This window comes from Myroides sp. C1519 (assembly GCF_038039755.1).
GTDB lineage: Bacteria > Bacteroidota > Bacteroidia > Flavobacteriales > Flavobacteriaceae > Flavobacterium > Flavobacterium phaeum_A.
The window spans coordinates 46,035-59,784 of sequence record NZ_JBBPHM010000013.1 but is presented as its reverse complement, the minus strand read 5'-3'; the positions used below and the strand labels follow the sequence as shown (position 1 = coordinate 59,784).

Genomic DNA, 13,750 nt, shown 5'->3' with positions numbered 1-13,750 from the left:
TGTTGTTATTTTGGAGCGATAACGAATACACCGTATTTATTTAAGTTAAACATTGTTTTAGCTGTGTTTAAGACGTCTTCTGTCGTGATTGATTGCAATATAGTATCATACTGATCAAACTCACTTAAATCTTCAAAGTTGAGGTATATTTCTCTTAATTTTTCTACCCATTGGTAAGTGCTACTACTTGTTAAGTGAAGTGTTTTGTTGTTTAGAATTGTTCGCTTCATTCGTTCTAACATCTCGTTGTTGATCGGAGTAGATTGTAATTTCTTAACCGCTTGTTTGGCGTATTCCTCTAAGGTAGCAAGATCTTTTTCCTCTGCAGAAAAATGTAAAGAAGTAAACGTTTTAGCTTCAGGATATAGAGTAACGTCAATATCTGAATACGGTGAATATACCAAACCTTCCTTTTCACGAGAAACATTTAAAAATGCATCATTTAAAAGTTCACGTACCATTTGAGCAATAATGCTCTGTTTTAGTGTAGCATTAATATCACCTTTGAAAACGATTGAGACATCTGGTCTTTCAGCTTCTGAAGCAATTATTTTAGCTCTTGTAATTTCTTCTTTCTCTTTTAGAGGATCAGCAATATTACTCTTTTGCTGTGTCCTTTTATGCAAGGGAATACTACCAAAATAAGTTGTTGCTTTATCTTTAATTTCATCTATTGAGAAGTTTCCACTGATAACGATTGACATATCTTTAGGCGATCTAAATGTTGCGTCAAAAAGAGTGAACATATTTTTAATGTTGATTCTTTGGATGTCTTCTTTTGTTTTTAATGGTTGTTTAGTGGCCTTTATTCCAAATTTATACGCAGCTATTTTATGAGACATAGCGATAAATGGATTTTTCAGATAATTAGGTGTAGCGGGAGTAGTAGCTAAAGACTCTATTTCTTCAGCAATAAATTCATCAAAGTCTTCTTGAGGAATTACATAGTCATACAGTTTTCTATAGCTCCATTCAAATAAATCAGTTGCATTAGCCTGTCTACTTGAAGTATTTGCAATACTGGCATTATCAATCATACTTATCAAAGTAGAAACATCTTTTTGCGCTCCAATATCACTATAGTTGTCTTTAGATAAGCCATTAATCCAAGCAGTATCTAAGAAATAAGGAGTTTCTTCAAACAAAGCGCGTTCATCTTGTTTTACCTGATTTAGGCCTTTTCGTGTAGCGATTGATAATATATAATTATTATCTTCACTCGTTGTTGGTTTAATAGCAATACGCAAGCCATTTTGAAGTGTTATTTCGGTAACCCCAATATTTTTGTACTCTTTTTCAGAGACGATATGAGCTTTTGAATTAAAAGCAATAGGAGGCATTGTATCCCAATTTAGCGATAATTCGTTTGTATCATCACTGATTATAGGTTGCTTTTTAATGAATTTAGTTACTTGTTTTGCTCCGTTTTTCCAGCTCTTTTCTAATTCTTTTTCGTTCTTGATTTCAAATAAATCAGAATTAAATTCGAATAAATATAAGTTGGCAGTACCATTTGCCCAAGTGTTTTTATGATGCGTATTGATATCATCAATTGAAATGGAAGCTATTATTTCTTGTGCTAAAAGTTCTTCTTCGCTATTATTTAAAAAGTAGCTATATGCTGCTACTTGGTCAATATAAGAGTTTGCTATATAATAAGGATTAGAGATTTCACTTTTGTTTAAAGTATTTAAATAAGAAGTTTTTAGAACATATAATTCTTCTTCAGATATTCCAATTTGTTCAATTGAGTATATAATGCTACTTAATAATTGAACCTCAGAAAGGAGTTCTTTTTTAGTTGTAGCTTGTAGTTCAAAAGCATTTTCATTTCTATTAGATAAATACCAAGTAGAATGGTTATTCGCTTTAGAATTTCCCTCTTTCAGTTTTTGTTTTAAAAATGAGTTATATAAATGTTCTATAAGTTGAAGCTTAAAGTCTTCTTTAGATTCTAATAAAGGAGATTTTACAAAGCGAATTATTTCAAGTTTATTCACTTTTGAGTTTGGAGATTCTTGCGTAGTAAGTTTGTCTTTGAATACTGGATTAAAAGCAAAAATATTCTGTTTTCTATTGACATTTGGAGCAGGATTAAATTGTCCGAAATTCTTTTGGATTGCTTTTATTGCATTATCAGCATTAACATTTCCAGTGATTATAATTGTAGCTAAATTAGAGGAATACCATTTTTTGTAAAACTCTCTTAAGCGTTGGTGATCGATATTTATAATATCTTGTTCAGTTGCAATAGGTAAACGATGCGCGTGTTTTGTTCCCTCTAATTTCTTTTTTGTAAAAGTAGATTCAACGCCATAATCTCTAATTTCTTGGATTACAATTTTCTTTTCTTTTAAAATAGCTTCATCTGTTAAAGAAGATTTTCCTAAGAAGTTAGCTAAGATATTAAGTGCTAAATCTAATTGTTTTGGGTCTAAAAGAGACAATTCATAAACCGTACGTTCATACGTCGTATAAGCATTAATATCTCTTCCAAAACTATAGCCCAGCGCTTGTAAGGTATCAACTGCTTGTCTATTAGGGAAGTCTTCCGAACCATTAAATACTAAATGTTCTAAGAAATGAGCATAACCAATTTCGTCATCTGTTTCTTGAAGAGAACCTATATTAAATACCAAGCGGTATTCTGTGTTCGGTTGTTCTGTTGAGTGAATAATGTATTGTAAACCGTTGGTTAAGCTATCAATTGTTTTATTCTGTATCGTTGGTAATTCTTTATAAAGACTTTGTCCATTAGTTATAAATGGACAAAGTGATAAAAATAAAGAAGATAATAAGATTTTGTATGTAGTCATTATTTGATTTTGTAGTTAATAGTTATGTTTATGTATCCTCCAGCTTCAGAGTGTCCCATTATAAATTTAAAAGAAAGTTTGTCCTTTGATAAAGTTGCAGTACTTTCTGTCCAAGTGTCATTATCATAGTCATCTTCCTCAATATTTGCATTGTTTATAATTGCAGCAGGATTAATATTACCTCCATTTTCAATGCTTTCTATCGCGATAGGATTTTTATCATTAATGAATTTTTGTAATCTTTCATAGGCACTATACCTGTATGTTAAAGGGATAATTGTAATTTCTTCACCATAAAAATCTTCGCCTTTCCCTATGTAAGAAACTTCTTTAGTATTTAAGTCTATTTCAATATCATCCAGCATAACTTCAAAGGTTTCTTTAGATTCTCGCGTAAGACCTATAAGTTCCATAATGTTTTTATTAGCAGGAGGAGCATCTGGACTTTGATTATTCCAGAATACAAGGTCGTCAATAGTAAGATCTCTAAACAATTTGTATAAGTAACTTTCTAATCCCATTGCGTTAGATACCATTTTTAATACTGGTTTTTCTGCAGTAGCTTTTTCACTTAATGTAAATGTTGTTATTCCATTAATCTGTATTGTTTTCTTGTCATATAAAGCTTCTAAATTACCATCACCAGGAAAGTAGATAGTTCCTGTCATTTCTACATCACCAATAAGAGGAAATAAATCTAAACCATTGCGTTTATAGTGTTCAAGTAACTCTATTTGGTCAGATGTTAATTCATCAGTAGAAGAAAGAGGTTGTAATGTAAATTGTAAGTGTTTTTCAAGATTCAGTGTACTATTGTTTTCTACAAGAGATAAAGTAATATTTGTTGGTTCAGTAATTACTTTTCTCGACGTACTTTTAATCCTTAGTTCTGCTTTTTTTTGCCCAGGCAAAAATTCAATAGTTGGGTTTTCTATATCAAGAATTTTTGTATTCTCTACTATATTGCCTTGTAGAGCAAATTTAAGTTTAATAGGCGTGTTTACTGCTTTTACAAGATGAATGTCTATTACTGTTTCATCAGTACTATTATCTTTTAGAAATACGCTCGTTTGCGGAATCAGTACTATTTTATTTTCACCTAAAAATTCACCATTTGCATTATCTTCAGTAGAGCAAGCGAAAAAAGAGCTTATAGTAATTAGGAAAGCAGTTAAAACGAATATGTTTTTTTGTAATGTCTTTTTCATTTTTTTTCAATATTAGTCAACAATAGTCCATCCTTCATTTTGAGTTGCATTTGGATTATGTCTCGTTTCAGAAGCAGGCAATGGCCAAGTCCACCTGAAGTCCGTAGATTTAATTGTAGCAGCTTTATTATTGCTATCAGGTATATATCTGACAAGGTCAATATTCCATCTTTTTAAGTCGAAGAAGTTTATCTTTTCTCCAATGAACTCTTTCTGTTTTTGTAAGCGAAAGATTGCTCTTAATTCACTTTGCGAAAGATTAGGAGTAAGAGTATCTACATTTAAGTTTGAAAGGAAATCATTTAGCAGTTCTATTGCTTCAGCATTTTTATTTTGTTCAATTAAGCTTTCAATTAAAATAAAATAAGTCTCTGTATTTCTTGACATAACAATAGGCTTTTGTGTTTTGTCTTCAGATGTAGTTTTATATTTTCCTAACAACTGTCTATCTATTCCATCTGTACCAGTAGCTTTAAACTTAAATAAATATTGAGAAACATTATGTCTTATATCCTTTTCGGCAAAAGAAAGAGCTTCATTGATATAGAAATAATCACCTGCGTTTTGTTGATAATACAAATAGTGATTAGGGTTTTCTTGTAAATCATATATCCAATAAACATTAGAAGAAATACTTGTCAGCTGATTATTCCAAAGATTGGCATACGATGTTTCAGTATTAATCAGTTTAAAATTATCATTTAAAAGATCTTTCGCCAATTTTTCTGCCTTTGAAAAGTCTCTCATAAAAAGAGCTACTTGAGCTTGTATATGCAGAGCTCCTTTTTTAGTTATGAAATAGTTTTTCTCATAAGGATAATCTTTTATGAGAGACAATCCTTCTTCCAATAGGTTGTTAATTTCAACTAATGTTTCTGTTTGGGTTAAACGCTTATTTGTTTCCAGACTTAAGGAGTTTTTAGGAATAATACCTAAAGCATTAGGATTATAACGATTGCTGTAAAGCTGCAACAAATCAAAGTATATATATGCTTTTAATAAGAGTGCATTTCCTTTTATATATTGCCAATCCTTATTGTCTTTATTCAAATTGTCATTAGAAAGTAAAATAACATTTAAGTTAATTAAAGCATTATAGTAATCTTCCCAAATAGTTGCAGTTGTTTTTGTTAGTTCACGTTGGTCCCAATTATAGCTAAGTTGATATTCTTTTTTGTACACAACTTGATAGTTAGGTTGTAAATCCTCCGTTAGTAAAGTGAATTTTTCAGAAGAAACAGGAAGGCTCTTATAAGCTTGAGATAATACTCCCATTGCTTTTGTAGGAGTATTAATGATATTATCACCAGATATTTCGTCTTGTGATTTTATGTCTAAACTACACGCTGTTAGAAAGCCTATAGCTATAAATAGAAATATTTTTTTCATAATTAGAATGTAGCGTTAATAGAAAAAGTTAAAATAGGTTGTAATACATCATTTAGAGAGCCTTTATCTTTTTGTCTGCGATAGGTGTAAATATTGTCAGCTTGTACATTTACTTGTAAAGATTTGAAGTAGCGATTAATGAATGCGCTTTGTGGAATGTTATAACCTAATTGAACAAAGTTTAATTTTATATAATCAGTTTTATACACCGTTTTTGTTGTTGGATATTGATACAAATCATAAACAGAGCTTGGAAGGTTTTTAGCAGGATATAATTTGTTTTCGTCACCAATTTCAAACCACATATTGTCTAATTGTCCTTTAATAGCATTCTGATTAGCATTTGTATTATCTCTAATATAAGATTTACTATAAGTTGCTTTACCACCAGAACTATAGTTAATGTTAACAGTTAAAGACCAATTTTTATAACTAAAATAGTTGTTGAAAAAACCACTATAAGGAGCAATAGAGTATCCTAAATTATTGAAGTAATTAGGAGAGACATTGTCTTCATAGTTGATTATTTTTCCATCATTATCTACATATTGAGGTAATCCAGTAATAGGGTAAACGCCATTATCTTGTAACCCATAAATAACACCTAAAGGTTTGCCAACTTCATATTCAGGAATAACAGATTGGTCAGATAAATAAATTTTATCCGTACCATAAAGATTTTTGACTTTATTAGCATTATAAGACATAGAAATAGATGAGTTCCATTTAAAATCAGCAATGCGTAGAACATCACCATTAAGCATTAACTCAATACCCTTGTTTTCTAATTCCCCGATATTTTTTGTAAACGTTTTAAAACCATTGCTACTTGCAATTGGAACAGCAACTATGGCTTCTTTCGTTAATTCGTTGTACAAAGTTGTTGTAAGGTTAAATCTATTTAGGAAACCAAAATCAATTGTAAAATTTGTCGAATAGGTTTGCTGAGGTTTTAAATCCTTATTAGGTAAAGCAAGGAGTTGTAAGATTCTACTTTCTCCGTAAAAGTTGTTAGAGTTACTGAAAGTCGTTGCAATATCACGTGGAGTAATTCCAACCATACTTGCTGTATAACCTAAAGAAGCTTTAAACTTTAAAGCCGTTAAAATATTCTGTTTAGCAAAAAAAGCATATTCACTTGGAGACCATCCGATACCCGTAGACCAAGCATTGTTCCATCTGTTGTTACTTGGTAAAAGAGAAGAACCATCTCTTTTAATGCTTGCATATAGATCATAGGTGTTTTGGAATGTATATCCTAAAGCAGCTCCAAAACCTAATTGGGCATTTTTAATTTTGTTCCCAGAATTATTAGGAGCATAGGCTCCCGTTAAAGAGTTATTGATACCAGAAATACTGTTTATATCATCAGCAATACCATAACCAGACGCAGAAAGTGATTTTATATTTGTTATATAATAATCAGAATTGATTCCAATAAAAAAGTCGTGGTCTCCAATCTGCTTTTGGTAACTCGCACGAATGTTTGAAGAAAAATCAAAGTTTTTATTATCTTCCTCTGATAAGTAACCTTGTGCATTTATAGGATAATCACGTTGGCTGTATGCAGTACTATATATGCGTTTATTTACTTCCCCTAAACTATAATCTGCACCAATTACCCCTGAGATATTTAATTCAGGTAAAACATCCCATTGCATAACCAAAGAACTACTAAAGCGCTTAGTAGTACTTTTTTGATAGAATTGATTAATTAAATCTTTATAGGAACGATTTTTGTCAAAACTATATAGTGTTTTACTTTCTTTTGTTTCATATGGGTTTAAAATGTAAGCAAGAGAAGATGGATCATTATCCATACCATTCTCCGTATTTGCAGTTGCTACCCCAAAGCTATTATTAATAGCAAGGTTGAAGTTATCTGATATTAGATAATTTAAGTTTGCGCGGGCAGTGATGTGGTTAATATCGTTACCAGGAATACGACCACCTTGTTTACTGTAATTCAAAGAGTAGAAATAGGTGTTTTTTTCAGTTCCACCTCTCACACTAAAGTTGTACGATTGAAAATGATTAGGCTTAATAAGTTCTTTAAACCAATCAGTATTATATTGTTTAAGAGAATCAAGTACTCTGTTTCCCTCCGCTAATTTCGCTTGTAATAAAGAGCTATTTTGATAATTTTTAGTGATGTATTTCTCAGAGAATAGATATCCAGGAGTTGCCAGCATTTCCATTCGTTCTTCGAATGCTAATTTTTCATTTGTTCCCATCATTTCTACAGGACGTTCACCTCTAAGAGTAATTCCTTGTTTCATTGAAAAACTAAAAACAGGTTTGCCTTCAAAACCTCTTTTTGAAGTTAATTCAATTACTCCATTAGCTGCTTTTATACCATATAAAGCAGTAGCAGGAGCATCTTTAAGGACTTTTATCGTAGTAAAATCATTTGGATTTAAAGTAAGAAAAGTTTCTGTAGAAATAATAATTCCGTCCATTACAAAGAGAGGTTCATTAGCACTTCCATTGTAATTAAACGAAGAGTTACCTCTAATTCGTATTTCAGGTTTCTTTCCAAGTTCCCCTCCATAATTAACAGTTAATCCTGGTACTTGTCCTTGTAAAAGTTTTGCCATATCTATTTCAGAGCGTTCACTTAATTTATTCATATCAAGTGTAACTACAGAACCAGTTAGATTACGTACATCAATATCATTTATATTGTTTGTGCATTTTATGAGCAATTCTTCGAGTTGCTCCATAATTGGGTTTAGATAAATATTTTGAGAAGTATTTTTTAAAGACATACGGATTTCTTCAAAACCTAAATGAGAGACGATAATGTCTATTTGTTTGGGAGCTGTAAATGAAAAGGTACCATTATCTTCAGTAATAAAAACTTGTTTAGTATCTATTAAGGTGATAATCGCACCTTGTACAGGTTTTTTCGTATGTTGATTGATTACTTTTCCTACATATTGTTGCGTTTGAGCAAAAGAGACAGTAGAAAGTAAAGAAATGAAAGCGATTAATAAATTGATTTTAAGAGGTTTCATAGTGAGTGTTTAATTAAGACTTATTCTAAATTAATGTATAAAATTAAACATTTTATTAACTAATCAAAGACATATAGCTCTTTATTTAGATTAAATACTAATAATTAGGTAAAAGTTAATTGTTGAAAAATGAGGTGTAATATGTTTGTTTATAGCTGTTTATGATTGTGTTGTTTCCTTTTTTGTTTATATTTTAATTAGAATTAGTGTAAAAAAGCATATTCTCACTAAGTGAATGTTGAGTAGTGTTTAGTTTGGATTTATATTGTTTTTTGAGGTTTTGATAAAGTAAAAAAAACGAGTAGAAAGAGAGGAGAGACTAATTGAAAGTTTTAAGTTTGTAGATATTGATTTAAAAAAGAATTATCAAGTGAGAACTGTAATACAAAGAGTAACACGAGCATCTGTAACTGTAGAAGGGCAAGTTATAGGTGAAATTGAAAAGGGATTGCTTATACTTGTTGGTATTGAAGAAGTAGATACACAAAGTGATATAGAATGGTTAGGAGGAAAAGTAACTAATTTACGTGTATTTGATGATGAGAATGGAGTGATGAATAAGTCTATTAAAGATATCGAAGGAGATATTTTGTTGGTAAGTCAATTTACTTTACACGCTTCTACAAAAAAAGGGAATAGACCCTCTTATATACGTGCAGCAAAGCCTGATTTTGCCGTGCCGATGTATGAGAAATTTATAGCACAATTAGAAAAAGAACTTGGAAAGACTATTCAGACAGGAAAGTTTGGAGCTGATATGAAAGTAGAACTCTTAAATGATGGACCTGTAACTATAATTATTGACACACAAAATAAAGAGTAATGAATACATTAGTAAAATATAGTTTTTTTACGGTTATATATATTGGATTAACTTGGTTTTTGTCAGATGAGTTAGGATGTGCCATAGCAGGAAATCAAACCTGTGTTTTGAATTTTATGGTAAAATATGTTGTATTTATGGCATTGATGATTATTTACGACAAGTGGATTAAAGGAAAAATATTTAAAAAGAATTAAGCATAAAAAAGATGAATATACAAGACGCACAAAAAGCAGTAGATAATTGGATTAAAGAACACGGAGTTCGTTATTTTAATGAGTTGACTAATATGGCTCAATTAACAGAAGAAGTTGGAGAAGTAGCCCGTATTATCGCAAGACGTTATGGAGAACAATCTGAAAAAGAAAGTGATAAAAATAAAGATTTAGGTGAGGAATTAGCCGATGTTGTTTTTGTTGTACTTTGTTTAGCAAATCAGACAGGAGTTAATCTACAAGAAGCTTTTGATAAAAAGATGGATGTGAAAACAAAGCGCGATCACGACCGCCACCACAACAATGAAAAATTGAAATAAACTGTTTATATGAAGAAGATACTCTCTCATAGTCAAATAAACAATCGTAAATCGTTGGTGATTTCAGGAAGTAAATCTGAAAGTAATCGCCTACTTATTTTACAGCAATTGTTTCCGTTATTACACATTAAAAACTTATCTGACTCAGATGATGTTTGTGCTATGGTAAATGCATTGAAGTCAACTACAGAGGAAGTGGTTGATATTCATCACGCAGGAACAACAATGCGTTTTTTGACGGCTTATTATTCTTTATGTACAAATAGAAGCTTGGTATTGACTGGTAGTAAACGAATGCAAGAAAGACCTATTGGTGTTTTGGTCGATGCTTTACGTCAGTTAGGAGCTGAAATTAGTTATAAGGGAATTGAAGGATATCCACCATTGCAAATAAAAGGACATTTGTCAGAAGGAGGGAGAGTTGTATTACCTGCTAATATTAGTAGTCAGTATATAACTGCATTATTGTTAGTAGGAACTCATTTTAAACAAGGGGTTGAATTAGAATTAATAGGAGATATTACCTCACGCCCGTACATTGAGATGACTTTGTCTTTATTAAATCAATTAGGGGTAGAAACACTTTTTGAAGGCAATACTATTGTTGTGAAACAATTAGAAAAACCATTTAAAAATAGTTTTACTGTGGAATCTGATTGGTCTTCCGCTTCTTATTTTTATTCCATAATCGCATTATCACCTATAGGAACAACAATGCGATTAAGTAGTTATAAAGAGAATAGTTTACAAGGTGATAGTAATGTAGCAAAGTTATATGTAAGATTAGGAGTTGAAACTATCTTTTTAGAAGATGATTGTATAGCGTTACAAAAGGTAGAAGAGGCAGAGTCTAAGTTTAGTGCGGATTTGGTAGAAACACCAGATTTAGCTCAAACAATTGCAGTTACGTGTTTCGGATTGGGAGTTGAATGTGAGTTAAAAGGGCTACATACGTTAAAAATCAAGGAAACAGATCGATTAGTTGCTTTACAAAACGAATTAACAAAACTTGGTGCTGTTATTGCTGTCACGGATGAGAGTTTATTTATCGATTCAAGTCAAGTGATTAATAGTGGGATTGCAATTGAAACTTACCAAGATCATAGGATGGCTATGGCTTTTGCTCCTTTAGCATTAAAGACTGATATAGTAATTCTTGAGGCAGAGGTAGTTAGTAAATCATTTATTAGTTTTTGGGATTGCTTGACTGAATTAGGATTTAATATAGCAGAGATATAAGCTATAAAAAGAAAAATATCGTTAAATACTTGACAACCCCTATCGTGAGGTTGTATATTTGCAGATTCTTGGACTATTATAGTCTTTAGTGTTATTTTAATTTAAACCGTATTCAATGAAGTTATCAAACTTTAATTTTGATTTGCCAACTGAGTTATTGGCAGAGTTTCCAGCTGAAAATAGAGATGAATCACGTTTAATGGTGATTGATCGTAAAGCAGGAACTATTGACCATAAAGAATTTAAAGATTTAATCGATTATTTCGATGAAGGTGATGTAATGGTATTAAATAATACTAAAGTATTCCCAGCTCGTTTATATGGTAATAAAGAAAAAACTGGAGCAAGAATCGAAGTTTTCTTATTACGTGAGTTAAATGCAGAACAGCGTTTATGGGATGTTTTAGTAGATCCTGCTCGTAAAATTCGTATTGGAAATAAATTATACTTTGGAGAAGATGATTCTCTTGTAGCAGAGGTAATTGATAATACAACATCAAGAGGAAGAACATTACGTTTTCTATATGATGGGTCTTATGAAGAATTTAGAGTAAAACTTCAAGAACTTGGAGAAACTCCAATTCCTAAATATATCAACCGTGAGGTAGTTCCAGAAGATGCAGAACGTTACCAAACAATATATGCAACAGAAGAAGGAGCTGTAGCTGCACCAACGGCAGGATTACACTTCTCTAAGCATTTATTAAAACGTTTAGAAATTAAAGGAATTAAATTTGCAGAAGTTACATTACACATTGGATTAGGTACATTTAACCCAGTTGAGGTTGAAGATTTATCTAAGCATAAAATGGATTCTGAAGAGATGTTTGTAACTCAAGAAGCTTGTGATATAGTTAATGATGCTAAAGTAAGAAAAAGCAGAGTATGTGCTGTAGGTACTACAAGTATGCGTGCTTTAGAGAGCTCTGTATCTTCTAACCAAACTTTGAATCCTTTCGTTGGATGGACAAATAAATTTATTTTCCCTCCTTACGATTTCAGTATTGCTGACTGTATGGTAACAAACTTCCATATGCCTAAGTCAACATTATTGATGATGATTTCAGCTTTCTGTGGTCATGATTTAATGATGAAAGCTTATAAAGAAGCTGTAAAAGAGAAATACAAATTCTACTCTTACGGAGATGCGATGCTAATCTTATAGTAGAAGATTTTAAATAATTTATAAAAGAGGATATCTGTTTAGATATCCTCTTTTTTGTTTTGAGTTAAGGAAACAAGGATATAAAGTAGTTAACACTATTGTGATAAGTTATTGTTTAGAGATAATCATTTAGTTATTTTAATAGAAAGTAGCATTCGGTTTTATTCGATGAGGTGTCTTTGAGATAGGATTAAAATAGTTACATTTACTAAAACCAAAAGCAATATAATTCATGATGTTTGAGAACACTCTTTCTTATGCAAAGAATTTAGATAGTAAAGATGTACTGTCTAAATACAGACAGGAGTTTAATTTTCCAAAAGTAAACGGGAAACAAGTTATCTACTTTACAGGTAATTCATTAGGGCTTCAGCCCAAAAGAGCAGTTAAGTTTGTAAATGAAGTAATGACTGATTGGGCAGAATTAGCAGTAGAGGGACATTTTTATGCAGAAAAACCTTGGTGGGATTATCACGAGAGATTCTGTGAACCTTTGTCAAAGGTTGTTGGAGCAAAAGCAAGTGAGGTTACTGTAATGAATACATTGACGGTTAATTTACACTTGTTAATGGCTACTTTTTATAAACCTACTAATGGAAAGTTTAAAATTATTTGTGAAGAGAAGGCATTTCCGAGTGATCAGTATTTAATACAATCACAAGTACAATGGCACGGACTAAACTATAAAGATGTTGTTGTAGAGGTAAAACGTAGAGCAGGAGAACACAATTTTAGAACGGAAGATATTCTTGCTAAAATTGATGAGGTAGGAGATGAGTTGGCTCTTGTTCTGATAGGTGGAATTAATTATTACACTGGTCAAGTATTAGATATGAAAACGATTACCAATTATGCACAGCAATACAATGCTAAAGTAGGTTGGGATTTAGCTCATGCTGCTGGTAATGTAGAATTAAAGTTACACGAGTGGAATGTAGATTTTGCAGCTTGGTGTAGTTATAAATATATGAATGGAGGACCAGGAAATGCTTCAGGTTGTTTTATACATGAAAAGTATCACCAAGATGAAACACTTGTTCGCTTAGGTGGATGGTGGGGGCATAATAAAGAGCGTCGCTTTTTGATGGAAAAAAAATATGATCCAATTGAAAGTGCAAATGGATGGCAGATTAGTAATCCACCGATTCTAAGTTTAGCTCCTTATTTAGCCTCTGTAGAAATGTTTTCTGAAGTTGGGATGTCTACGTTAATAGGTAAAAGAGATCAAATAACAGCTTATCTTGATTTTGTTATTCAAGATATTGCAAAAGAAGTAGGAGGTAATTTTGAAGTAATCACACCAGTAGTCCCAGAAGAAAGAGCGAGTCAGCTTTCAGTTTTATTACACGGAGAAGGTCGTGAGTTATTTACTTATTTAATGGAAAACGGAGTGATAGTAGATTGGCGTGAACCGAATGTAATTCGCTTAGCACCAGTTCCTTTTTACACCTCTTATGAAGATATTTATCACTTTGGACAAATATTGAAACAAGGACTAAAACAATCTAATGTGTAGTATTGTTTTGAGATTGAATTATAATTTTAAATTTGCAAAAAA

The 13,750-nt window shown here is 31.4% G+C and carries 10 protein-coding genes; 6 read left to right on the top strand and 4 right to left on the bottom strand.

The annotated features are described in order from the left end of the window. Nucleotides 1-5 precede the first annotated feature (5 nt). Genes AABL81_RS08875 through AABL81_RS08860 form a run of 4 tightly spaced genes read right to left on the bottom strand, consistent with a single transcriptional unit; the run spans nt 6 to nt 8,430 of the window. The gene (locus tag AABL81_RS08875; protein WP_341340844.1) at nt 6-2,816 is read right to left on the bottom strand and encodes a M16 family metallopeptidase; all 2,811 of its coding nucleotides are present in this window, start codon (nt 2,814-2,816) and stop codon (nt 6-8) included. After that, nucleotides 2,816-4,024 carry a DUF4929 family protein gene (locus AABL81_RS08870; protein ID WP_341340843.1) on the bottom strand — a complete coding sequence of 403 codons (1,209 nt, stop codon included), beginning with the start codon at nt 4,022-4,024 and terminating at the stop codon, nt 2,816-2,818. Before AABL81_RS08870 ends, AABL81_RS08875 begins: the two co-directional genes overlap by 1 nt. 12 nt (nt 4,025-4,036) lie before the next feature. Beyond that, complete coding sequence (locus AABL81_RS08865) at nt 4,037-5,413, bottom strand: RagB/SusD family nutrient uptake outer membrane protein (RefSeq protein WP_341340842.1); 1,377 nt, start codon at nt 5,411-5,413, stop codon at nt 4,037-4,039. A 2-nt stretch (nt 5,414-5,415) separates the two neighbouring features. After that, nucleotides 5,416-8,430 carry a SusC/RagA family TonB-linked outer membrane protein gene (locus AABL81_RS08860; protein ID WP_341340841.1) on the bottom strand — a complete coding sequence of 1,005 codons (3,015 nt, stop codon included), beginning with the start codon at nt 8,428-8,430 and terminating at the stop codon, nt 5,416-5,418. A 370-nt stretch (nt 8,431-8,800) separates the two neighbouring features. On the opposite strand from AABL81_RS08860, the gene dtd reads away from it, so the two are divergent. The 6 genes from dtd to kynU all read left to right on the top strand — a co-directional run bounded on the left by dtd (nt 8,801) and on the right by kynU (nt 13,708). Then, a complete protein-coding gene (dtd, locus tag AABL81_RS08855; protein WP_158210196.1) occupies nt 8,801-9,253 on the top strand; it encodes a D-aminoacyl-tRNA deacylase in 453 nt (150 codons plus the stop codon). Continuing rightward, nucleotides 9,253-9,450, top strand: coding sequence for a hypothetical protein (locus tag AABL81_RS08850; RefSeq protein WP_158210197.1), 198 nt, complete (start codon nt 9,253-9,255; stop codon nt 9,448-9,450). The genes dtd and AABL81_RS08850 overlap by 1 nt, the downstream gene beginning before the upstream one ends. Nucleotides 9,451-9,461: 11 nt before the next feature. Beyond that, entirely contained in the window at nt 9,462-9,788 is a 327-nt protein-coding gene (locus tag AABL81_RS08845; RefSeq protein WP_090408976.1) for a nucleotide pyrophosphohydrolase, read from the top strand. Nucleotides 9,789-9,797: 9 nt separating this feature from the next. Next, on the top strand, nt 9,798-11,027 hold the full coding sequence (locus AABL81_RS08840; RefSeq protein ID WP_341340840.1) for a 3-phosphoshikimate 1-carboxyvinyltransferase: 1,230 nt from the start codon (nt 9,798-9,800) through the stop codon (nt 11,025-11,027). A gap of 115 nt (nt 11,028-11,142) precedes the next feature. Then, nucleotides 11,143-12,192 (top strand): tRNA preQ1(34) S-adenosylmethionine ribosyltransferase-isomerase QueA, encoded by a 1,050-nt coding sequence (gene queA, locus AABL81_RS08835; protein WP_158210199.1) that lies wholly within the window; start codon nt 11,143-11,145, stop codon nt 12,190-12,192. A gap of 232 nt (nt 12,193-12,424) precedes the next feature. Further along, nucleotides 12,425-13,708 (top strand): kynureninase, encoded by a 1,284-nt coding sequence (gene kynU, locus AABL81_RS08830; RefSeq protein WP_158210200.1) that lies wholly within the window; start codon nt 12,425-12,427, stop codon nt 13,706-13,708. Nucleotides 13,709-13,750 lie beyond the last annotated feature (42 nt).

Coding starts and splice junctions, on each gene's coding strand:
- AABL81_RS08860 (WP_341340841.1), bottom strand. CDS start 8,430: ATGAAACCTCTTAAAATCAATTTATTAATCGCTTTCATTTCTTTACTT.
- AABL81_RS08875 (WP_341340844.1), bottom strand. CDS start 2,816: ATGACTACATACAAAATCTTATTATCTTCTTTATTTTTATCACTTTGT.
- kynU (WP_158210200.1), top strand. CDS start 12,425: ATGATGTTTGAGAACACTCTTTCTTATGCAAAGAATTTAGATAGTAAA.
- AABL81_RS08865 (WP_341340842.1), bottom strand. CDS start 5,413: ATGAAAAAAATATTTCTATTTATAGCTATAGGCTTTCTAACAGCGTGT.
- AABL81_RS08870 (WP_341340843.1), bottom strand. CDS start 4,024: ATGAAAAAGACATTACAAAAAAACATATTCGTTTTAACTGCTTTCCTA.
- AABL81_RS08845 (WP_090408976.1), top strand. CDS start 9,462: ATGAATATACAAGACGCACAAAAAGCAGTAGATAATTGGATTAAAGAA.
- AABL81_RS08850 (WP_158210197.1), top strand. CDS start 9,253: ATGAATACATTAGTAAAATATAGTTTTTTTACGGTTATATATATTGGA.
- AABL81_RS08840 (WP_341340840.1), top strand. CDS start 9,798: ATGAAGAAGATACTCTCTCATAGTCAAATAAACAATCGTAAATCGTTG.
- queA (WP_158210199.1), top strand. CDS start 11,143: ATGAAGTTATCAAACTTTAATTTTGATTTGCCAACTGAGTTATTGGCA.